General features: G+C 44.8%; 19 protein-coding genes, 1 tRNA gene and 3 pseudogenes. 7 read left to right on the top strand and 16 right to left on the bottom strand.

Annotation, left to right across the window (positions count from 1 at the left end):
- Positions 1–23 precede the first annotated feature (23 nt).
- Both B9Y93_RS18740 and B9Y93_RS18735 read right to left on the bottom strand, forming a co-directional pair.
- Entirely contained in the window at positions 24–2,471 is a 2,448-nt protein-coding gene (locus tag B9Y93_RS18740) for a DEAD/DEAH box helicase family protein (protein WP_085496965.1), read from the bottom strand.
- Complete coding sequence (locus tag B9Y93_RS18735; RefSeq protein WP_085496963.1) at positions 2,452–2,781, bottom strand: nucleoside triphosphate pyrophosphohydrolase; 330 nt, start codon at positions 2,779–2,781, stop codon at positions 2,452–2,454. Before B9Y93_RS18735 ends, B9Y93_RS18740 begins: the two co-directional genes overlap by 20 nt.
- 304 nt (positions 2,782–3,085) lie before the next feature.
- Between B9Y93_RS18735 and B9Y93_RS18730 the strand changes: the two genes are divergently transcribed.
- Entirely contained in the window at positions 3,086–6,100 is a 3,015-nt protein-coding gene (locus tag B9Y93_RS18730; protein ID WP_085496961.1) for a hemoblobin-interacting domain-containing protein, read from the top strand.
- 103 nt (positions 6,101–6,203) lie between these two features.
- Complete coding sequence (locus tag B9Y93_RS18725; protein ID WP_244903478.1) at positions 6,204–6,812, top strand: TetR/AcrR family transcriptional regulator; 609 nt, start codon at positions 6,204–6,206, stop codon at positions 6,810–6,812.
- Positions 6,813–7,626: 814 nt separating this feature from the next.
- On the opposite strand, the gene B9Y93_RS18715 is transcribed toward B9Y93_RS18725, so the two are convergent.
- Positions 7,627–7,700 (bottom strand) — tRNA-Cys (locus B9Y93_RS18715).
- A gap of 194 nt (positions 7,701–7,894) precedes the next feature.
- A complete protein-coding gene (locus B9Y93_RS18710) occupies positions 7,895–8,521 on the bottom strand; it encodes an HAD family hydrolase (protein ID WP_085496957.1) in 627 nt (208 codons plus the stop codon).
- Positions 8,522–8,645: 124 nt separating this feature from the next.
- On the opposite strand from B9Y93_RS18710, the gene B9Y93_RS18705 reads away from it, so the two are divergent.
- Positions 8,646–9,539 carry a LysR family transcriptional regulator gene (locus B9Y93_RS18705; RefSeq protein ID WP_085496954.1) on the top strand — a complete coding sequence of 298 codons (894 nt, stop codon included), beginning with the start codon at positions 8,646–8,648 and terminating at the stop codon, positions 9,537–9,539.
- A gap of 30 nt (positions 9,540–9,569) precedes the next feature.
- Here the strand turns inward: B9Y93_RS18705 and B9Y93_RS18700 are convergent, their stop codons facing one another.
- The 7 genes from B9Y93_RS18700 to B9Y93_RS18670 all read right to left on the bottom strand — a co-directional run bounded on the left by B9Y93_RS18700 (position 9,570) and on the right by B9Y93_RS18670 (position 16,788).
- Positions 9,570–10,130 carry a peroxiredoxin gene (locus tag B9Y93_RS18700; RefSeq protein WP_085496952.1) on the bottom strand — a complete coding sequence of 187 codons (561 nt, stop codon included), beginning with the start codon at positions 10,128–10,130 and terminating at the stop codon, positions 9,570–9,572.
- A gap of 81 nt (positions 10,131–10,211) precedes the next feature.
- Positions 10,212–10,958 carry a type 1 glutamine amidotransferase gene (locus B9Y93_RS18695; protein ID WP_244903477.1) on the bottom strand — a complete coding sequence of 249 codons (747 nt, stop codon included), beginning with the start codon at positions 10,956–10,958 and terminating at the stop codon, positions 10,212–10,214.
- A gap of 15 nt (positions 10,959–10,973) precedes the next feature.
- Entirely contained in the window at positions 10,974–12,197 is a 1,224-nt protein-coding gene (locus tag B9Y93_RS18690; protein WP_085496948.1) for a cysteine desulfurase, read from the bottom strand.
- A 5-nt stretch (positions 12,198–12,202) separates the two neighbouring features.
- A complete protein-coding gene (gene hemL / locus B9Y93_RS18685) occupies positions 12,203–13,516 on the bottom strand; it encodes a glutamate-1-semialdehyde 2,1-aminomutase (protein ID WP_085497409.1) in 1,314 nt (437 codons plus the stop codon).
- A 569-nt stretch (positions 13,517–14,085) separates the two neighbouring features.
- Positions 14,086–14,322 carry a thioredoxin family protein gene (locus B9Y93_RS18680; protein WP_085496947.1) on the bottom strand — a complete coding sequence of 79 codons (237 nt, stop codon included), beginning with the start codon at positions 14,320–14,322 and terminating at the stop codon, positions 14,086–14,088.
- A gap of 120 nt (positions 14,323–14,442) precedes the next feature.
- Positions 14,443–15,528 carry a 3-phosphoserine/phosphohydroxythreonine transaminase gene (serC, locus tag B9Y93_RS18675; RefSeq protein WP_085496945.1) on the bottom strand — a complete coding sequence of 362 codons (1,086 nt, stop codon included), beginning with the start codon at positions 15,526–15,528 and terminating at the stop codon, positions 14,443–14,445.
- Positions 15,529–15,534: 6 nt separating this feature from the next.
- Positions 15,535–16,788: a serine hydroxymethyltransferase gene (locus B9Y93_RS18670; RefSeq protein WP_085496943.1), complete on the bottom strand. Its 1,254-nt coding sequence runs from the start codon at positions 16,786–16,788 to the stop codon at positions 15,535–15,537.
- A gap of 128 nt (positions 16,789–16,916) precedes the next feature.
- Here B9Y93_RS18670 and B9Y93_RS18665 point away from each other — a divergent pair.
- Positions 16,917–17,720: pseudogene (locus tag B9Y93_RS18665) on the top strand (aminotransferase-like domain-containing protein); the annotation flags it as partial.
- A gap of 17 nt (positions 17,721–17,737) precedes the next feature.
- Here the strand turns inward: B9Y93_RS18665 and B9Y93_RS18660 are convergent.
- The 5 genes and pseudogenes from B9Y93_RS18660 to B9Y93_RS25250 all read right to left on the bottom strand — a co-directional run bounded on the left by B9Y93_RS18660 (position 17,738) and on the right by B9Y93_RS25250 (position 21,335).
- Positions 17,738–18,940, bottom strand: coding sequence for an acetylornithine transaminase (locus B9Y93_RS18660; RefSeq protein ID WP_425320360.1), 1,203 nt, complete (start codon positions 18,938–18,940; stop codon positions 17,738–17,740).
- A 46-nt stretch (positions 18,941–18,986) separates the two neighbouring features.
- The gene (gene pdxS, locus B9Y93_RS18655; protein WP_085497405.1) at positions 18,987–19,868 is read right to left on the bottom strand and encodes a pyridoxal 5'-phosphate synthase lyase subunit PdxS; all 882 of its coding nucleotides are present in this window, start codon (positions 19,866–19,868) and stop codon (positions 18,987–18,989) included.
- Positions 19,869–19,924: 56 nt separating this feature from the next.
- Positions 19,925–20,649, bottom strand: a pseudogene (locus B9Y93_RS25260) (ACT domain-containing protein).
- Between the two features lie 111 nt (positions 20,650–20,760).
- Positions 20,761–20,886: pseudogene (locus B9Y93_RS25255) on the bottom strand (NAD(P)-dependent oxidoreductase); the annotation flags it as partial.
- A 65-nt stretch (positions 20,887–20,951) separates the two neighbouring features.
- Positions 20,952–21,335 carry a Rossmann-fold NAD(P)-binding domain-containing protein gene (locus B9Y93_RS25250; protein ID WP_425320359.1) on the bottom strand — a complete coding sequence of 128 codons (384 nt, stop codon included), beginning with the start codon at positions 21,333–21,335 and terminating at the stop codon, positions 20,952–20,954.
- Between the two features lie 451 nt (positions 21,336–21,786).
- Between B9Y93_RS25250 and B9Y93_RS18645 the strand changes: the two genes are divergently transcribed.
- The 3 genes from B9Y93_RS18645 to B9Y93_RS18635 all read left to right on the top strand — a co-directional run bounded on the left by B9Y93_RS18645 (position 21,787) and on the right by B9Y93_RS18635 (position 22,445).
- Positions 21,787–21,975 (top strand): hypothetical protein, encoded by a 189-nt coding sequence (locus tag B9Y93_RS18645; RefSeq protein WP_097676276.1) that lies wholly within the window; start codon positions 21,787–21,789, stop codon positions 21,973–21,975.
- A 156-nt stretch (positions 21,976–22,131) separates the two neighbouring features.
- Positions 22,132–22,293 carry a helix-turn-helix domain-containing protein gene (locus B9Y93_RS24260; protein WP_097676274.1) on the top strand — a complete coding sequence of 54 codons (162 nt, stop codon included), beginning with the start codon at positions 22,132–22,134 and terminating at the stop codon, positions 22,291–22,293.
- Entirely contained in the window at positions 22,290–22,445 is a 156-nt protein-coding gene (locus B9Y93_RS18635; protein WP_085496937.1) for an IS3 family transposase, read from the top strand. The genes B9Y93_RS24260 and B9Y93_RS18635 overlap by 4 nt, the downstream gene beginning before the upstream one ends.
- Positions 22,446–22,453: the final 8 nt, after the last annotated feature.

Genomic DNA, 22,453 nt, shown 5'->3' with positions numbered 1-22,453 from the left:
TCCACTAAATTGGGTCTTGACCATTACTGAAGAGGTCCTTCCTTTTGCTCTTTACGTTCAAAATGATAATGCAGCCTATAAAGGCAAATTTCTTTAGTCCAGCGGTACAGGATAGAACGGTGCTCGGGGGCGGGGTTAAACCTCAGACTAAACACCCCATCCTCAAAACGGGTCATACTCCCTTTTGCCGAACCCCACTTCGTCATTGGCATACGTTCAATAAGCTGGCTAACCCCGGTCTCATTATATTCCCAAAGACGTTTCGAGTCCTTGTCTGAGAAATCGATTCGTCTGCGGTATTCCTTTCCCATAAGGTAACTGTGAAAGAACGGTGCTATCTCTTTAGGGGTAACAGACTCCACCCAATGTTCCGGCCCACGTTCTAGCATATAAAGGAGAACAACCATTTTATAGCTCTTTGTCATGACCGTCTTTTCAACATCACGGACCCAAGCTTCGTTCTTATAATATACTTCCTCTTCTTCCTGCGTTAAGCATTCGGCCCAATGAAGAAAACCAACGTAAGAGCCGAATTCATTCCGATATTCCCAGCTGTTGGATCGGCCATAAAGGTGAAGCTCTAGATAAGTTGGGATTCGCCCGAGCTCATTCTTAAGATCAAGGAAAGAACGGTGCAAACGCTCGCGATGGGGCAGCTTCTTACGGCTTAATTCTTCGAGCAGATTAATAACTGCCGTCTCCAGATGAAGTTCGCATCCGTCCGGTACAGATGGAATAGCTGATTTCTTAGCTAATCCCTTGGCTTCTCCATCATTTGCAAATAGTCGAAGCTTTACGTCCGCATTACGGTAATTTCCAATTAAGTCAATAATCGTACAATGAGACTTCTGCTCTGACAATCGCAGCCCCCGGCCAACCTGCTGCGTGAACACCGTTAATGATTCCGTCGGTCGAACAAATAGCAAGGTATCTACACTTGGAATATCTACACCCTCATTAAATAAATCGACTGAAAATATGACTTCCAAGTTCCCTCTGTCAAGACCTTTAATCGCCTCTTCCCTTGTAATTCCTACTGTTCCAGAGTGAAGACTGACTGCAGATACTCCCCTGTCTTGAAAATAACCTGCCAAGAAATTTGCCTGGCGAATGGATGAGCAAAAACCGATTGTTTTTGTTTGCTTATGCTTAGTCCAAGCATCGTAGATCTTGTCAGCCAGTGCTTGTTTTAACTGTGCCGCAGTCAACTGTTCATCATCATAGTGCGTTCCAAGCCACCTAATGGATGAATAATCGGTATCATCATAAACACCAAAATATTGGAATGGAGACAACCAGCCACGTCGGATGGCCTCAATAAAATGAATCTGGTAAGCGACATTACCTTCACAAAGGGCATAGACATCCTTGCCATCCATCCGATCCGGTGTTGCCGTGATGCCAAGTAAAAACTTCGGTTTAAAATATTGGATCACCGATTGATACGACGGAGCAGCAGCATGGTGGAATTCGTCTACCACGATAAGATCAAACTGGTCCTGCAGGAAGGATTCACGGTGCTTCTTCATCCCGAGTGTGTATATTGAAGCAAAGACACAGTCTGCATCTCCCTCTTTCCTGACCCCATTATAGATACCAAAGGTTTTGTCCGACATGATGCGCTGGAACGATCGTTTCGCCTGAATAAGAATTTCTTCACGATGTGCTACAAATAGCACACGTTTAAACCGCAGCGCAAAAAAACCAGCAAGATAGGTCTTCCCAAGCCCAGTGGCCATGACAACCATGGCTTTATCATATTCTTCTTCTAACGTTTTCTCTAATGCATCCAGCGCTTCGATTTGGGCAAATCTGGGATGGATAGGCGTTTGCTCGCTTACAGAAACCGATTCTTCTTCAGATTCCCCTGCATTTTCAGTGCGGTATTCATCCTCTTCCATCTCTGTAATCATGCGGATTAACTCTGGATTTTTACGATGACAAGTGCGATACTCCTCTTCGTAGATAGCAATGGTATGCTCATTCAACGATAATGTTGAATCGTAGTAGAAATTCTGCATAAACTTGTCCAAAGCGATTTGAAAGGTATACGGCTCAGCTTTTGCATTCATCGCTAAGTTCCATTCCACTCCCATTCTCATAGCAGACATGGAGAAGTTGGAGGAACCGACGATAAGCAGCCCTTCACCATTTTCATAGTCAAACAGATAGGCTTTAGGATGGAAGGATGTTCCCATACTTCGCCATAGCCGTGCTTCCAGCCGTGCATCAATATCGAGTAATGCCTGCAGGCCTTCCGGCTGCGTAACAAAAAGATAATCGCCGGCAAGAACCTTAACTTCAGCTCCTCGCTCTATCGCACCTTTCAAATGAGGCGCCAATAAGCGCACCCCCGACTGCATGATAAAGGAAGTCATGATATAGATACCAGATGCATTCTGCATCCCGTTAATTAACTCGTCAGCTAAATTTTCTGTAATGAGTTTGACATTAAGCGTTGTCGTCGACATCAATTAGATACACCCGCTCCTGAAATCCACCTCGTGTTTCTGCCTTCTTCTGTCTCAAAACTTCAAGTTGTTCCCACGTTGCACCATGAACAGTGGCCAACGCCCGAATGATCTCGAGCATATCCGCAAGTTCTTCTAATGATTCTTTTGGACCTTGAGCTGAGAAGTACTCCTCTGACTCTTCCTTGAGCTTTATGACCAGCTCTTTTTTATATTCTTCCTCATCCAAAATACGTGTGCGACATTCCTTACCAGTCGATTTGATCACCTGAGGAATAAGATCACGAACAAGTTTATTGTAAACCGGCATGGGTATTCCATCCTTTGCAATTTAGTTATCTATTATTGTAACACATCCAAAAGGAGTGGAAGAGATTAGTATAAATTGATGTATGAGCATTTCCATTCCAGACTAACAGTGAACTTCACTCCACATGACTCGTCCTCTTCTTTCTTACTCATCGATATGTACAACTCAACACGCCATAAGATATTTCAATTGACAACAGCATGTTCCTCTAAGATAATACTCATTAGTAATATATATAATACTATTGAATATTATTACCGTTGTAAATTAGCTTATCAAGTATCCGAAGGAGGACATCTAATTAATGAATATTCGAGAACGATTGAGGCCGGAGAACACTAAATTAATGTTTATGATCGCATTGATTGGCTTGCTATCACTCTGTGGAATCGTCGATCAACAACCTCTCGAAGCAAGCGAGAGAAGTACCATTTTTACGGACATAGAGCCAGACAGTGAATATGAAGAAGCTATAGCAAGCCTAATACAACAGAAACATATGATGGGCTATTCGGACGGGACTTACCGTACATCAGAAAAATTGAATCGTGAACAAGCAGCGGTTATTCTCGCAAGAGCTCTACAACTCAACTTGGAGAAGATAGATGATCCTGGTTTCCAAGATGTGAATGAAAGCTCGGAGTATTATAAGTCGATTGCTGCTGTCGTAAGCGCTGGAATATTTCAAGGGTATGCAGATGGAACATTTAAGCCTGGCCAGTCAATTACACGTGCGGAAATGGCGAAGATTCTCGTAGTCGCCTATCAGTTGCCAGTGGAAGAATTAGTGATAAACCCTTTTGAGGATGTATCCAAGGCGAGTTGGTATGCTCCTTACTTGACTTCATTGATACATAATAAGATTACAACAGGAACTTCACTGACAACGTACTCGCCGAATCATGCCGTAAATCATGGAGAAATGGCGTTATTCATCTACCGTTTCCAACAATTGCCGCAGCAGCTGACGGAGCAAATAATCGAGTCTGAAGTGACGACAATTACTTCAGATTCAGTTCAGTTGGGTAATGCAATCTTTGCATTAACTGACGAACAACAAACTTGGATTACGCCTGGTAATCTTCCGATATTAAAGAATTCACGAATAACAGCTCATATTATTGGAGATAAAATAAGCCGTATTGAATCAGTTACGCTTTACGCAGATAGGCTATTATATGATGAAAAGGAAAAACCAAATGTAGTGTTAACAGGTAATGGAGCCGTTATTGATGCTGCCGTGATCATAAAAGGGGACAACTTGTCCATTACAGACGCTACTATTACAAAGGATTTAATTATAGAAAGCGATGTTCAAAATAGCTTTTATCTTGACAATGTGCTGGTAAAAGGGTCGACGATCCTATCTAACCCACGAGAAATAGTTACAGCCGAGACGTATAACGCAGTTGTTTCTTTGGATATCACAAATAGCCACAATCCTAAATTGCATTTTCATAATTCAATCCTGCAATCTGTCAAAGTAGCGTTAGAGAGCTTTACCATTACATTAACAGGTGAAACCAAAGTCAATGAAATAGATCTTTTAGCTGATGCTCGTATCGAGGCTGACACAAGTATAACCATCCCTATCGTCAGGGTTGGGGCTGGTTCCTTAAATACGATGTTAAATGCAAGAGTAGATTCCCTCTTCATCGAAAATATGAATAGTAGAATTACCCTTGGAAACGATGCTAAAATTGAAGATTTACGCATAGAAAATAAACATAATGTGAGATTAATTTTTCCCGACTACGAATTGATAAAGCATAAAATTATTAGAATCAATGGGGTTCCAAATATAGATTTGCAATCTCCTACTGGCGGGTCACCTGATTCGGGACAAAATTCTAATTTAATTGCAGCTAAAAATGCTGTTGCTTGGTTGTTTTTGGACAGCACAAAAACAGCATTGAAAGCGGGCGTAGACCAAGCCGCAATTGACGCTGCAAAGGCAAAAGTAGAGCTAGTGGCAGATGGTGCGGACAAGTCTGCATTAGTGGCTGATCTTCAATTAGCACAACAACTCTTAACCGCTCAACTAGAAGCGATAGCTGCATTACAAGCAGCTGCTGAAGCCGTAAATGGTTTATTCACGGACAGCACAAAAACAGCATTGAAAGCGGGTGTAGACCAAGCCGCAATTGACGCTGCAAAGGCAAAAGTGGAGCTAGTGGCGGATGGTGCGGACAAGTCAGCTCTAAAGAAAGCCATTGAAATAGCTCAAGATTTACTTAGCCAAATCGTAGCAGCGCCGACTTTAACGGGGACAGCTCCGAATGTCGAGACCGTGCGATTTACATTTTCTGATGATGCTGCGTGGAGAGACAACATTACCGGAGTTTATCTAAACGGCAACTCGGTTCCCATCCATCCCTCTAGGGTGAACAGATCTACTGCTGGAAGGATTGAAATCAATCTTTCTGGCGCTTCTCTAACACCAGGAAACCATCAGTTTCTAATTAAAGCAGATGGGTATGCGGACACCGTGGTTGCTATTGAAGTAGCTGCACCGTTAACAGCGCCGACTTTAACGGGATCAGCTCCGAATGTCGACACCGTGCGATTCACATTTTCCGATGATGCTGTGTGGAGAGACAACATTACCGGAGTTTATCTAAACGGCAACTCGCTTCCCATCCATCCCTCTAGAGTGAACAGATCTACTGCTGGAGTGATTGAAATTAATCTTTCTGGTGCATCTCTAACACCAGGAAACCATCAGTTTCTAATTAAAGCAGATGGGTATGCGGACACCGTGGGTACTATTGAAGTGGCTGCACCGTTAACAGCGCCGACTTTAATGGGATCAGCTCCCAATGTCGACACCGTGCGATTTACATTTTCCGATGATGCTGTGTGGAGAGACAACATTACTGGGGTTTATCTAAATGGCAACTCGCTTCCCATCCATCCCTCTAGAGTGAACAGATCTACTGCTGGAGTGATTGAAATTAATCTTTCTGGTGCATCTCTAACACCAGGAAACCATCAGTTTCTAATTAAAGCAGATGGATATGCGGATGCTGTGGTTACTATTGAAGTGGCTGCACCGTTAACAGCGCCGACTTTAACGGGATCAGCTCCGAATGTCGACACCGTGCAATTTACATTTACCGATGATGCTGTGTGGAGAGACAACATTACCGGAGTTTATCTAAACGGCAACTCGGTTCCCATCCATCCCTCTAGGGTGAACAGATCTACTGCTGGAAGGATTGAAATCAATCTTTCTGGCGCTTCTCTAACACCAGGAAACCATCAGTTTCTAATTAAAGCAGATGGGTATAAAGATGCTATTGCCGTGATTGTTTATTGAGCCTTGATTAGAATAAAACATCGTTGGTATGATAGATATACTTGTTTAATTCGTGTGCATGTTCAATTAAATTTCTATATGTGATTACAAATAGAGTTTGGAGTTGTTCGAACTGAAAAAAAGAGGTCGACAAATCGGAGCGGATGGAGAAAAAAGCAGAGAGTTGCTTTTGAAGATCGCAGCAAAACAATTTGCTTTATATGGATTCCATGATACGAAAATCAGTGCGATCGTAAAGGAAGCAAACGTGACACAGCCAACATTTTATCTATATTTCAAAAGCAAAGAAGCCATTTTTCAAGAATTGATTGATTTATTTAAAGCTAAGCTGCACACACAAGTTGAGCATAGCAGACTCACTTCTGGTATTGAGACAACAGGGCTGCTGCAACGAATCGCAACTAATATTTCCTTGATTTTTCAGCTATTTCAAGAGAATGAACAGGTTGCAAGGATCGGTTTTTTTCTCTCAACGGATGCTATTGAGATAAAAGAACAGATGGCAAAGCAAATTGAAGAAAATCTTGCTGTAGAAGTAGAAAATGGATATTTTCATTCTAATATTGATTTAAGCATTGTTGCTTCAGCCATTGTTGGTGTTATTGAACACCTTACATTAACAAAATTATGGGCAGGTTTAAAGACGCCAGATGAGCTTTCCCAAGAAATAACTAGGCTCTTTTTATACGGACTAATAAGGGAAAATGAGTAGGCAAGTGCTTCAAATTGAATATTGCGGGATCTGGTCCCCCTGCCCTGTGAAAATGCTGCCCGAGGATAAGCACAGTCCTACTCTTGAATGATTACTGCAGAAGACGCAAAGGAATCATATTCCCTTGCGTCTTTTTTTTGCTTTACACTAGCACAGGTTTATTTTGTACATCAATTTTTCATCCTGCTTCTTGTTAACTCGGCACTTGTAGCCTCTACACCAAACACTTCTCGTAACGCATCTAAAAGCATAAGATCCACCACCTTACTTACTGCTATTTTAAATATTGGCTATGTTTAATTTTGCTGTTGATTTTCAGTAAAAAAACCGCCTAAGAATAAAAAGGCGGCTAGTTTCACTAATTTTCCTTCACTATTACAAAAAATTCAATTCATAGTTGTTGCATCGTATCCGTAATCTCGTTCCACCTTGCATACTCTCGTTTTATATTTGAGATACCATTCTGACATTCCTTTATGTTGTACAATTAGATGTCTCTCGTTTTGTTTCCATTTTTGTATAGCTTCGAGAGAATCCCAATAAGACGCAGTAATGCCTAAACCTTCTCGCACACTTTCTACTCCCAAAAATCCAAGTCATCTTCTGACGGTCACGGGCAACCAATACACAGAACCGATCGTTAAAAATAAATTACTCTACTTTCGCAGCTACAAATTATTAGAAACCAAAATGCCTGTACTGATAATAGAAATCCAATCTCTCCAAGGGTGGACATCTATTAACGATTGGCCTGAGACTCCACTGTTGTTCCGCACTTTGTTCCACCTCATTTTTTCCAGAAGAGAATGATGTTTGGAGGAGGTATCTGGATTCGAACCAGAGATCAGGGTTTTGCAGACCCTTGCCTTACCACTTGGCTATACCTCCATGAGTCATAATTAAATCTTAGTCGCTTTCTTTCATAGGATCAATTCAAATTACACGATGATAATGATTAGTTTTTCCTATGATAATAAGCTTTTCTCAGTCACAATCAGTCACAAATGGTTTTGCAGACTGAAATTTCAACAACAAGAAGCTGGAATTTTAGTCTACATGTCTATATCAATTCTTGTAATGAATCATTCAAGACCTACAATGCGGAGTAGATCATCAGGTCGATTCAATCTGTATTTCGCGACAGTGCGTTCTGGTTGCTTGGCTCCCCACATCGCTATGGCGAAGTCAATTTGAGCCCCGTTCGCGCATTGCTGATCAAATAAGGTATCTCCGACATAAAGCGTTGTTGTCGGGTCGATTCTGCTTTGCTCTACATATTTGATCAACGGATCAGGCTCAGGCTTATGCTTGGACGTATCATCTGCACAAATAATGTGCGAGAAGTACTCACTAATACCATGCGGCACAAAGTCGAATTTGAATTCCTCGCTTGTCTTGGACGTAACAACACCCGTATGGATACCTTTTCCGGCCAACTTTTTAAGCATATCTTCAATCCCCGGATAGAGGGTCATCAGATGAGCATTCCTTTTTGCATAAAGCGTCAGCTTTGCAGCAGCATGTGTTACATCTGGAACCCCCAAGAGGTTCATACTATTCTCACTAGTCATCCCCAATACAGGAATCAATTCTTCACTTGGGTACTCCATGTTTTTTTCTTCTCTTAAAACCTGCTGCAAGGCTAGAATAATCGCTTGGTCTGAATTAAGTAGAGTCCCATCCACGTCAAATATTACGGCTTGAATCATAGTAAAACCTCCCTTTTTTATTTACATTTTCACCCAAGAATCCATTAGTAATTTGTGATCATTTATCATATAATAATAGGAAATTCCTATCATTATAAAAGCAACAACAAAAGGAGAAAGTCCAGTGGAACTGAAGCAATTGGAATACTTCATGACGTTAAGTCAAGAACTGCATTTTACCCGTGCTGCCGAAAAACTAGGTATTACCCAGCCCTCGCTTAGCCAACAGATTCGTTTGCTGGAGCACGAGGTCGGCATGCCTCTCTTTGATCGCGTCGGCAAAAAAACGATGCTTACCGAAGCAGGTCGAGCGTTGCTACATCATGGATATAATGTGTTTCACGAGCTCTCACAGGCACGGGCAGTAATCAGCGAACTGCAAGGTTTAAAGCGAGGTACATTGAAAATCGGCGCGCTTCTGACCGTTGTCAATTACTTGCTTCCTCCAACGGTGATGGGATTCCATAACAGTTACCCCAATGTAGAGCTTTCTGTGCTTGGGCTGCGAACCGGTGATATCTATAACGGACTGCTGCAAAATGAGCTTGATCTGGGAATTGTTTTCTTGCCAATGGAGCATGAAGATCTTGAAACCATCCCGCTGTATAAGGAAAATCTAGCCCTTGCGGTAGCTGTAGATCATCCCATCGCCCAAGCAGCGTTTGTGACGCTTGATATTTTAAAGGAAACGCCCTCTGTTCTATTGCCGAATACTTATTTCCTACGGCAAATAATTAATGAACAATGCCGATCACTGGCATTCACGCCCCAACCAGTGCTAGAAATGACAACAATGGAATCGATCGTAACAATGGTTAGCAAAGGGGTCGGCGTTACTATCTTGCCGAAAGGTTATTTGGATTATATTAACAATTCATATATTTGCACGATTCCGCTTAAAAATCCGTTACTCACTACGCAAATTGGTGTCGTATATCGTAAAAATAAACACTTATGTGCAGCCAGTCGTGTATTTATGGAACAATTAGTTTCAACTGTTAAAAGCAGAAACTTCTAAGCAATTCTACTTCCTGTAACGTAACAGACTTTAAGTGTTTCGCGATGAAAGCCACGCCATCACATCCGAGGCATTTCGCTCTGGTAGAAACACTGGATAAAACACATGCTCGACCCTTCCATTATCGATGATTAGAGTTAGCCTTTTGATGAGCGTCATTCCTCCCACTTCAAAAAGTGGGAGTTCCAAAGCGCGAGAAAGGTCGAGCAAACTGTCTGACAACAGAGGAAAAGGCAGATGAAGCCGCTCAGCGACCTCTTTTTGGTAGTCCGTAGCTTGAGTAGAAAGACCGAACAACCGCTCGACACCCACTCCTTTCAATTCAGCGAAATGATCGCGAAATGCGCAGGATTGCGGAGTGCACCCGCGTGCGCCAGGGATTGTATCCCATCCTTCCAGAGCGCCGCCGATTGCGGGACTAGTACGCGGATAGGCGTAGACAACGGTTAAGCTGCCTTCAGCAAGATCAACAGTAGAACCATCAGTTGCAGCTAGACCGATACTGGGGATTTGCAGGCCACTAAGATACCCGGTCTTCCAATCATCTTCCTGCACGGCTAGATGCCCCGACCCAAATTCCTGTTCAGTCATCGCGACTTCTCTCCCCCCTCTGTTGCAATAATCGCATATCGCAAAAACTTTTATAAACGACAAACTAACGGCGAAACTCTCTTAGTCGCCAATAATAGGATAGGATACATTGCTTTTATAAACCAACTCATTCCCCTTATTAAGAGTCCGATAGTTCAGTTCCAATGTATCGAGCAAATGTGCCAAAATGGTATTTGAATGTGCTAGCAGAGACATCTGATCCATCATTTGATCTGGATGTTGGACATATCTACCTGGTTCGATTTCATCACTACAATATTCAATCAGCTTTTTGATGCTGTCATTACTGCTCTCCAGATGAAATTGCAGCCCAATCACATGACCACTATACTCGAATGCCTGATTAGCGCAACCAAGACTTATTGCAGCCGTCTTGACTTCATCAGGTAATTCAAACGTATCTCCATGCCAATGAAAAGGAACATACTCCTTCGGGAATTCTTTGAAAAACACAGAACTCTGAGACTCTTCAGTCATTTTTACAGGATGCCAGCCCATTTCCTTATAGTGATTTCTGTATACTTCTCCGCCAAGCGCTTCAGCAATCAGTTGCGCGCCCAAGCATATGCCGAGTACCATCTTCCGCTGCTGGATCGTTTCTTTAATAAACTCCTTCTCGTGAACAAGCCATGGAAACTTCTCCTCATCGTACACCCCCATCGGGCCGCCCAAAATTATGAGCATATCGAACTCCAACTGAAGTGGGAAATGCGTGCTTTCGTATAATAAAGTGCCCGTTAACTTATAGCCTTTGTCCCTAACCCAATCCGATATTCGTTCAGGTGATTCGAATGGAACATGCTGCAAGTAATGAATTCTCATCTATTCCACTTCCCTAAAGTATTCTTTCGTTTTGTTCAGTGCAAAAAGAAGTTGCTCTACATCCTCTTCCGTATTATATAAATAAAAGCTGGCACGAGCCGTAGCACTAGCTCCAAAATGTCTCATCAATGGTTGACAGCAATGATGCCCGGCACGAATTGCTACGCCATACATATCCAGTACCGTAGCCAGATCATGCGGATGGATCGTGCCCAAATTAAACGTCACCAGTCCAAACCGACCTTCCTCCGGACCATACATCGTTAAATGTTCGATTTGCTTCATTCGTTCTACCGCATAGCTAGTCAATTGCTTGTCATGCGCCGCTATGACATCCAATCCGATTTGCTCAAGAAAATCGATGGCCGCGCTTAAGCCAATTGCGCCTGCGATGATTGGGGTACCCCCTTCGAACTTCCACGGCAGCTCTTTCCAAGATGCATCATGCAGGCCTACATAATCGATCATTTCTCCGCCGAATTGGATCGGCTCCATTTGCTCAAGATAAGCTTTTTTTCCATACATCACCCCAATGCCGGTTGGCCCACACATTTTATGTCCCGAAAAGGCATAAAAATCACAATCCAGCTCTTGCACATCCACCTTGATATGGGGAATGCTCTGCGCTCCATCTACCATGACGACTGCCCCGTGCTTATGGGCGATTGCAGCGATTTGCTTCACTGGATTGGCAACACCCAATACATTGGAAATATGTGAAACAGATACGACTTTCGTACGATCTGTGATCGTTTTTTCCGCTGCTTCGATCGAAAATGTCCCGTCGGCTTGCAGCGGTATGTATTTCAATACTGCCCCCGTCGCCTTTGCTGCTTGCTGCCAAGGAAGAAGATTGCTGTGATGTTCCATAGCGGAGACAACAATCTCATCGCCCTCTTTACATATCGCTCGTGCATAGCTGCTGGCCACAAGGTTAATAGATGAAGTTGTCCCGCGCGTAAAAATAATTTCCTCAACCCGTTCTGCATGGATAAAACGAGCTACTTTGGCTCGCGACTCTTCATAAGCTTCTGTTGCACGCGAGCCTAACGTATGAACACCCCGATGGACGTTTGCGTTATCGTGTTCATAATAGTGTTTTAAGGTTTCTATCACCTGAATCGGTTTTTGTGCCGATGCTGCGCTATCCAGGTAGGCAAGTGGATAACCGTTAATGGTTTGACCCAGTATAGGGAAAAGTTTTCTTATGTTAGAAGTATCCAAAGTCATCACCCTTTATTGCTGATTTTATTTAGTGCTTGATAATGAGCGCTGATCGTCCTTTCGATATCTTCGTCGGAATGAGCTGCCGAAACGAAACTCACCTCGTAAGGTGTAGGGGCAGTTAAAATGCCGTGCTCCAGCATGGCTGCATAATATGCTTTAAATAACTGCATATTTGAACCTTTAGCTGTATCGTAGTCCACAACCTCCTGCTCCGAAAAAAAGGCTGAAAACATGGAGCCGACCCTGTTTATTTTTAGCGGTATGCCTGCCAGTTTGGCATTTTGTGCAAAACCTTCTGCCAATCTGGTCGTTTTTCTGTCCAGTTCCTCATACAATCCTGGCTCTTCAAGCAATCGCAAAGTTGTATATCCTGCCGCCATAGCGAGCGGATTGCCTGACAATGTTCCCGCCTGATAGATGGGCCCAACAGGAGCAACCTGTTCCATAATCTCACGTTTACCACCGTAAGCGCCAACGGGCAACCCGCCTCCAATAATCTTGCCGAGACAGGTGAGATCCGGATCGATTCCATACAGCCCTTGCGCCCCATGAAAACCTACGCGATATCCCGTCATTACTTCATCAAAAATAAACAAGCTGCCATACTGCTTCGTAATCTCGCGCAACCCGTGGAGAAATCCGGGAGCTGGCGGGATAACCCCCATGTTGCCCGCAACAGGCTCGACGATAACAGCAGCAATTTGTTCTCCATATTGTTCAAATAGGAAGCGGACGCTGTCCATGCTATTATAGGGCGCTGTAAGTGTATGGGCAGCAACACTATCGGGTACTCCCGGACTATCCGGCAATCCCAGGGTAGCGGCGCCCGAGCCTGACTTGATCAATAGCGCATCGGCATGTCCATGGTACCCGCCTTGAAACTTTACGATTTTTTGCCGCTTTGTATACCCTCTTGCCAATCGCAATGCGCTCATCGAAGCTTCCGTACCGGAATTCACCATACGCACCATTTCAATGGACGGCATACTCCTGCATATCCATTCAGCCATTTTGATTTCAATCTCCGTCGACAAGCCAAAGCTGGTTCCCCGAGACGCTGCTTCCCTAATCGCCTCCACCACTTCAGGATGAGCATGACCAAGGATCAAAGGCCCCCACGATCCTATATAATCTATAAATTCGTTGCCGTCGATATCGAATACGCGCGCCCCTTGAGCTCTTGCTGCAAAAACAGGCGTTAAATCGACCGATGAAAATGCGCGAACAGGACTATTGACCCCGCCAGGTATTAAACGTTTGGCTCGCTCGAATGCCGCTATGGAACAGGAATCCTTCCTTTTTGTGCTGAGATGCATAGATGCTCCCCCTTTGGCTAAATCGCCTTCGTTTCGATAATGACTTTGATGTTTTACAGATAATTCAACCTCCCCATAAAAAGCATCTCTCGGTGTCAGAGCAAGCATCGGAATTTCAGGTAATTCTACATCCATTGCTTCAGCTTCCGCTTTTGGTCGATGATCCATCCTATTGTTCAATTCCTTTCGAAACGAGATATCAAAATCAATTTCATTAATCATAAATTGAGCTGAATCATTGTTCAATCCAATTAATTATATAGCAACGATAGGATATGCCTATGATAAAGAAGAAGGAGATTAGGCCAGATGCAAGGATGGCGTTCATCCACTGCCATTCTAGACTTTGAATGAGAAAGTATGTTCGGGGCATTCTGCGTCAGCAATTCACTCATCGATCTTCGGCTTTTTGACTTTCGATGCTGAGGAACAAATATCATTGCATTTCGTACCTTCCATATTGATAGATCTCTCTTATATAGCTTGCATGCAAAGCAAGTCGGATCAAAGTATATTCAATGAAATATCGACAAAAGAAGGTGCTTCTTAGGGCACCTTCTTTACGGTGTTTAACCTTTTACATCCTCGAGACTTGCACCGAAATTGATATGATACACATTTCCGTCAATCACCAAGGCTGGAACGGATTTAACACCAACCTTCTCCGCTTCTTCAATCCGATTTTGCGCTGTACCGAGATGCACAATTTCCGCAGTAATTTTTGATTTGTCAAGATAATCAACCACTACTTGCTCTGCATCTACACAAACTGGACAACCTGCATGATAAAAAACTGCATGTGCCATAAACATTCACTCCTTCGTATTTTTAATGTAGCTTTGTTACTTAATTTAAGTATAGGAATTAATTTAGGCTTCATCAATTTCAAATTACTTATCGTTATCATAGGCAAATGTAATGGTTATTCAGCCGTTCCTCTTTTGGAACTCAGTCAGAAAATCCGCCAGTGCTTTGCAATGTTCATATGGTACTCCATTATAAATGGAAGCACGAAGATGCCCAGCATCCCGATGACCTTTCAGCCCCAGGAACCCTTCCTGCTCCAGTTCAGCAAGCAACTTATTCTCAATTTCCGAACTGGATGCACAGAAGGTAATGTTCATCATGGACCTGCTGTCCTTATAAGCCAATCCTTTATAAAATCCGCCGCTATTGTCGAGCACCTGATAAAGCAAGTCCGCTTTTTGCTGGTTGCGGACAGCAACACTCTGCACTCCTCCTTGATTCACAATCCACTTCAATACAAGGTTCACCATATACACAGAAAAAACAGGCGGTGTATTATAGAGCGAATGATGTTTGACCTGTGTGTGATAACTTAATATATCGGGAATCGTTTCTGGAATGCGCGCCAGCAAAGAGCGGCGGACAATGACGATCGTAACGCCTGCAGGTCCCAAATTTTTCTGAGCGCCTGCATATATTAATGAAAATCGGGATGCTTCAATGGGACGGGAAAAAATATCGCTAGACATATCCACTACTAAAGGAACATGCCCCGTATCAGGGAAGCTTCGGCATTGTATGCCGTCAATCGTTTCGTTGGATGTGAGATGAACATACGCCATCTCCTTTGGAATATTCAAGTTGCTTAGTTCGGGCATCTGTTTGAAACTTTGCTTCTCCCCGCTTGCCAACACGAGGGTTTGCCCTATTTTCTGCGCTTCTTGCCATGCCTTTCCCGACCATGTTCCACAGTGTATATACCCCGCTACTTTACCTTCTGTCAAAAAGTTGATCGGCACCATCGAAAATTGCAAGCTAGCCCCTCCGTGAAGAAATAAAACCTCATAATCTGAAGGGAGACCCATCAACTCTTTAATCAACTGTTTCGCTTCATGGTGGATGGATTCGTATGCTTTGCTTCGATGGGAGATTTCTAGAATGGATGCACCAATCCCTTGATAATTTCGCAATTCTTCTTGTGCTTCTTGCAATACTTCCGCCGGCAATGCTCCCGGACCGGCATTAAAATTATAGATATTCGCCATAGCTCATCACTCCTGTAGACCTTCATATAAAGGGAATTGTGATGTGATTTCCTGCACAGTTCTTCGTATTTGCTGCTTAATGTCAGAACTCTCTCGATTTTTAAGTGCAAGTCCAATAAGCCGAGCAATTTCTTTCATTTCTTGGGTTCCCATTCCTCTTGTTGTCATAGCTGGAGTACCGAAGCGAATACCGCTCGTCACAAGCGGGCTTGCCGTATCATGAGGAATCGCATTTTTATTCGCCGTAATCCCCACCTCATCAAGTATGCTTTCAGCTTCTTTTCCAGTTAGTCCGATCGGGCGCAGGTCGAGCAAAATAATATGATTGTCTGTCCCTCCCGACACAACGGTTAACCCTTCATTTAATAATGCTTCCGCCAATACTTTGGCGTTAAGCAGCACTTTTTCGATATAAGATTTGAATTCCGGTTGCAACGCTTCGCCGAACGCAACCGCTTTTGCCGCAATGGCATGCATAAGAGGACCGCCTTGGACTCCAGGAAAGATCGCTTTATCAATCGCTTGCGCCCACGGCTTGCGGCACATGATGATACCGCCTCTTGGGCCTCGCAGCGTTTTATGCGTTGTCGTCGTAACAAAGTGCGCGTGAGGAATGGGGCTAGGATGGAATCCTGCCGCGACAATTCCTGCAATATGCGCCATATCTACAAAGAAAAGTGCTCCTACTTCGGCTGCAATTTGAGCAAACGGTTCAAACTCGATCGTTCGCGGATAAGCGCTGGCACCAGCAACGATCATACGCGGGCGGTGCTTAAGCGCAAGTTTTCGCACAAGTTCAATGTCAATACGCGCCGATTTTTCATCAACACCATAAGGCACAAAATTGTAGAATCTTCCGGAAAAATTAACCGGGCTCCCGTGTGTCAGATGGCCGCCATGAGATAGATTCATGCCTAAAATCGTATCCCTCGGTTCAACGGCAGCAAAATAAACCGCCATATTTGCCTGAGCGCCGGAGTGAGGCTGCACATTGACATGTTCTGCACCAAAAAGGGTTTTCGCACGCGCTATAGCCAATTCCTCGACCCGATCCACATAATCACAACCGCCATAGTACCTTCTTCCCGGGTATCCTTCGGCATACTTATTGGTCAGTACTGTCCCCGTTGCTTCCATAACTGCTCGGCTCACAAAATTTTCCGAAGCAATCAACTCTATTTTATCCCGCTGTCGTGCTACTTCTTGCCCAATTGCGTTAGCAATGATTTTTTCCTGTTGTTCCAATCGTTTCACAGACATCTTCCTTCCCCCCAATGCATTGCAATAGCAACGATTTTCATGATAGTATAGCAATCAATGGATTATAAGGTACTATCCACAATCCTTTGATTTGAACAATCCATAATTACAAAATAGTTGATAGAGGTTCGGTTGGAGATCCCGGCTTTCCTGCTGCCTGGATGTCTATGAAATACCGGTGTATGCAAGTTGTATCTGTCCCCGTCAACGAGCATGGGCTATGCGTAGACGACATTCACCCTGAATCCAGACTTGTGTATGTTACGCCATCGCACCAGTGCGCGGTTGGCGTGATTATGTCGGAACCTCGCAGGCAACAATTGCTGCATTTGGCTGCGGAGCAATCATTTTGGATCGTCGAGGATGATTACGACAGCGAATTTCGTTATCGCGGCGACCCGCTTCCCACTTTGTTCAGTCAGCGGCCTCAGAACACGTTATATATGTTGAGCTTTTCCAAAATGATCGCTCCCGGTATTCGGATGTCGGCCCTCGTTGGTCCCAAAGAGGCCATTCGTCAGCTCGCTCGCGTCCATGAATTAACCTATCGTCATCTTCCTATTATGGAGCAATTAACGCTCACCCATTTTATCGAACACGGTCACTTCATGCGCCATATGAGAAAAGTGCGAAATATATACCGGCGCAGACATGCAGCCATGACAAAAGCCATCGTCGCGACAGGTTTGAGCGAACGCTTCACGCTAAGCGGCGCAGAAACAGGGCTGCATATGCTGCTTGAAGCCAAGCCATCGTTTGACGAGGCAACCGTGACGAGCCTGGCGTTGGAAAAAGGAATTCGCATGTATCCGCTCAGCCAGTATGGTTTGGAAAGCAAGCGAAAAGGCTGGGTACTCGGCTTCGCTAAAGTTGACGAAGCCGCCATTGAAGAAGGGATTGAACGTCTGGCAGAGATCCTTTTGCACAAGTAGCCCTGCCAGACGTTTGCTTATAGGGTAGCCTCGCCTGTGCCGCCATCCCATTCTTTCAGCACCTTCTTCAAAATGTCGATCGCTTGATCGAACTCATCGCAGGTTACGTATAAGCTTGGCATGAAGCGGATGACATGGGTTCCTCCTGCCAGAACAAGCAGTCCATTCTGGTGCAGCTTCTGAATGATCGGAGCAACAGGCTCGGCAAATTGAATACCTATCAGCAATCCTAGTCCTCGAACGGCACAAATGGCTGGATAAGCTTTTAACTCTTTGCGCAGCTTGTCCAGCGCATATGCTCCCATCTGCTGTGCTTTTTTTTCCAATCCGTCCTCCAGCAATATTTCAATCGTTGCCATCCCTGCTGCCATAGGGAGAGGTGAACCGCCAAATGTGGAAGCATGGCTGCCAGCCGAAAATGCCTCTCTTAGCTTCTCCTTCCCCAGCATCGCCCCAATCGGCAACCCGCTGGCCAATCCCTTCGCCAGTGTGGTGATATCCGGTTCGATGCCATACTGTTCATAAGCGAACAGGCTCCCCGTTCTCCCGATTCCAGTCTGCACTTCATCGACGATTAGTAGAATTCCCTCCTTTTCACATAGTTTCGCCAGTTCAAATACGAATTTGGGTTCGGCAATATGAACGCCGCTCTCTCCCTGCACCAGTTCCAGCATAACAGCCGCGGTTTTGTCCGTAATGCTGTTTCTTACGCTCTGAATATCGTTAAAGCGAGCATGCACAAACCCTTCCGGCAACGGAAGGTAGCCATCTTTGACCTTCTCTTGTCCGGTAGCTGTCAAAGTAGCCATTGTACGACCGTGGAACGATTGTTCAAACGTAATAATCTCATAGCGGTTATTTCCCAGCACGCGCTGATGATATCGGCGAGCGCATTTAATCGCCGCTTCGTTTGCTTCAGCGCCGCTATTGCAGAAAAACACAAGATCGGCACAACTGATAGTCACAAGCTTCTCGGCAAGCTCTTCTTGAACCGGGATATGAAACAAATTGGATACATGCCATAATTGCTCCAGTTGCTCTTGAATCCGCTCCTTTACCCGCTCCGGAACATGACCTAGATTACAAACAGCAAGTCCTGCCATAAAGTCCAAATACGATTTCCCTTCATCATCCCACAAGGTGGTTTGATGTCCTCTCACCAGTGTGAGTGGGAACTTATTATAGGTAGGAAATAAACAACTCTTTTTCAGGTTGATCACCGCTTTCCCATACTCTGAATTCCTGATCTTCTCAAGTTCAATCCTGTTACTGGCCGCGTTCCTGCATCCGTTCGTGCTCTCGCAAACTGGATATTTCGATTCCTTTCATCGGCGTTCCCAAGTTTTTAGATACGGATGCGATTAACGCATAATCTTCGTAGTGTGTCGTGGCTTCAACAATCGCACGTGCAAACTTCTCAGGGCTGTCCGACTTAAAAATACCTGATCCTACAAAGACGCCATCTGCTCCCAAATGCATCATTAGCGCCGCATCGGCTGGCGTAGCTACCCCGCCTGCGGCAAAGTTGACTACTGGTAGCTTGCCAGCTTCGTGAACCTGCAACAGCAGATCATACGGTGCGCCATGCAGCTTCGCTTCATGGTACAATTCATCCTTGGACAGCCCTTGCACTTTGCGAATTTGACCGTTGATCAAGCGCATGTGACGTACCGCTTCCACAATGTTGCCTGTCCCAGGTTCACCTTTCGTGCGAAGCATGGCGGCTCCTTCTTGAATACGGCGCAGCGCTTCGCCAAGGTCTTTAGCACCGCAGACAAACGGAACGGTGAATTCGCTTTTGCTAATATGGAAAACTTCGTCTGAAGGCGTCAGCACTTCGCTCTCGTCGATATAATCTACGCCTAATGATTCGAGCACTTTGGCTTCTACATAATGCCCGATGCGGGCTTTAGCCATCACCGGTATCGATACAACCTTCATTACCTCTTCCACAATGGTCGGATCAGCCATGCGAGCTACTCCGCCAGCGGCGCGAATATCGGAAGGCACACGCTCCAACGCCATCACGGCTGTTGCTCCAGCCGCTTCCGCAATCTTGGCCTGCTCGGCGTTCATCACGTCCATTATGACGCCGCCTTTTTGCATGTCGGCCATCCCTCTTTTTACCCGCTCTGTACCTGTATTCATGTTCACGCCTCCTGTTATTTTTGTTCGATTGGTTTTATTGTCTTCAACTAAAATGCTCATGTCTCCTCCCCTCCTGTTACACCGCACTCGTCAAAGGAAATTTCCCGCACGCGCTTGATTTCCGGTATCGCAAGTAAGGACTCCATCACGTTCCTTGATGCTTTTTTATCGATTTTTAAGATCATGACTGCCGAGCCGTCAACTTCGTTTTGCCCCACTTGCATCGTGGCGATATTTATACCGCTATCTCCAAGCAATGTTCCCACCCGTCCAATGATACCGGGCTTATCCTGCTGAGAAATCAACAAAACATGTCCTTCAGGTAGAAGATCAATCGGATAGGGGCCGATTCGGACAAGGCGTCCGCCAGCGCTGGGCAGTGATGTCCCTGTCACCCATCTCTCTTCGATGGTTGTCTTTAGTCGAAGGGTAATCTCGTTGAACGCGCTCTCGGTGAACAACGATTTTCGTACCGTAAGATGAATGTCACGAAGCTTCGCCAGGTGAATGGCATTGACGACATTGACCTGTTCCGAGCCGAGATGATGCGAAAGTACCCCTTGAGTACATACGGAAGTAATGACGATGTGTCCAGATCTGTAAATTCGCCTGAACATTCCACCGTAACTTCTCGTATCGCGCCTTCTGTCATCTGGACAAGCGATTTCCCCAGTTGTTCGCACATGGTGAACCATGGCTGTAATTGATTGAGCAGGTCGGAAGGAATGGCCGGCATATTGACTGCATTTTTAAACGGTTCCTGTCGCAAGATATGAATCACCTGTTCAGAAACATCAACAGCGACATTCTCTTGCGCTTCCACAGTGGACGCGCCCAGGTGCGGGGTAACGATGATTTTCGGATGCTTTAGGAATGGGTGATCCGGCGACGGAGGCTCGTGCTCAAATACATCGAAAGCAGCGCCTGCCACAATCCCTTCATCAAGCGCTTCAACAAGCGCCGACTCGTCAATAATTCCCCCGCGCGCGCAGTTGATGATCCGTATGCCTCGCTTCATGACAGTCCAAGCATGCCAAGCGTCTTGTTTCGCAATTCAACGCCAAGGAATGATTTGCGATCCCACTACCCGGCAACGGTTTTGGCATAGGCTTGCGGAATATGCCGGGCGAGTGACATCATCATCGCAAAGGTATGCTCGCACGTCGTGACCGTATTGCCGTCGGGTGCATTGACCACGACAATCCCTCGGCTTGTCGCAGCATCCAGATCAATGTTGTCCACCCCAACTCCTGCCTGACCGATGACTTGCAAACGAACGCCTGCCTCAATGATGCGCTTAGTCAATTTCGTTTGAGAACGGACAAGCAGCGCATCATAGGAATGAATGACAGAAATGAGCCCCTCTTCGTTCAGCCCCGTTATTTTGGCGACCTTCACATCTTCAGCACGCGTCAACTGCTGCAATCCAAAATCGCTTATTGGATCTGACACCAAAACTCTAAACATGATCTTCCCTCCCTCTCTATGCGAAGACTGTATGATAGTGAAGCGGGCTTGTACTCTGTATACCCACGCATGTTTGAGAAACACAACGTCAGTTTATCAAAATATGGTTTGTTTCTATATATCCAAAAATGATGTATTTGAGCAATCCATAAAACAGTGTAGATTCTCAAGTCCCATCATCCCTGCCTTGAAGGTAGAAAAAAACCACAAGAATCACTTGAACTGTAACCCGTAAGATGGACACTTTGAAAAAAGTGACCTCTTACGGGTTTTTGTGTTTTAATCATATTAACGAGATTACACGGGGAATGAACATCATGAGGAAAATCAGAACAGGATTTAGTGAAGCTGAGATAAGGCAGGCTTCAGTATTGAACTCATTGGTAAGAGAACACCCACAGAGAATCTCTATCGCTGGAGAGAGACCTACGCTAAGTACGGTGAGAATGGCTTGCTAGAAGAGCGCAGAGGCATCGGAAGCACAGGCAGACGATCGAAGAGTGAATCGTCAGCAGAAGAGAAGCTGAAGCAAGCTGAAGCTCGGATTAAACTCCTTGAAGCGGAGAATAAACTTCTAAAAAAGCTAGAAGCGCTCGAAAGACGAAGCAGTAAGGAGTTGAAGCCTTCCGAGCGCTTCTAGCTCATTAACCAGACGATTCGTAAGTATGACTTACGACATTTAACACGTTACTTATGTGAAGTCGCTGAAGTAAGTAAGAGCGGCTATTATCGTTGGTGCAGCGCTGAAGAAACGCGTCAACTGCGTGAGATAGCCGATCAAAACGACTACGAGCTAATGAAGGAGCATTTTGTAGCTTTAAACGGTAAAGTAGGCGCATTGGTCATTAAAATGCGGCTAGAGAACCTGAATGGAGTTGTCATGAATCATAAAAAGATTCGTCGTATCATGCGTAAGTTCGGTTTAGTAGCTACGATTCGTCAAGCCAATCCCCTATGAAGGACGAACTTAACTACAGGGACTGCGTATCTCTTGAAGAATTACGTCTTAAAGTCAACGAGTACGTCAACTACTACAATTCAGAACGCTATCAGTGGACATTAAAAAAGATGACTCCTGACGAATACAGAAGTCATCTCCTAACTGCATAAGACTATGC

This window comes from Paenibacillus aquistagni (genome assembly GCF_900177815.1).
In the GTDB taxonomy this organism is placed as follows: Bacteria; Bacillota; Bacilli; order Paenibacillales; family Paenibacillaceae; genus Paenibacillus_B; species Paenibacillus_B aquistagni.
The sequence above is the reverse complement of the archived record's forward strand: the minus strand, read 5'-3'. Positions and strand labels throughout refer to the sequence as shown.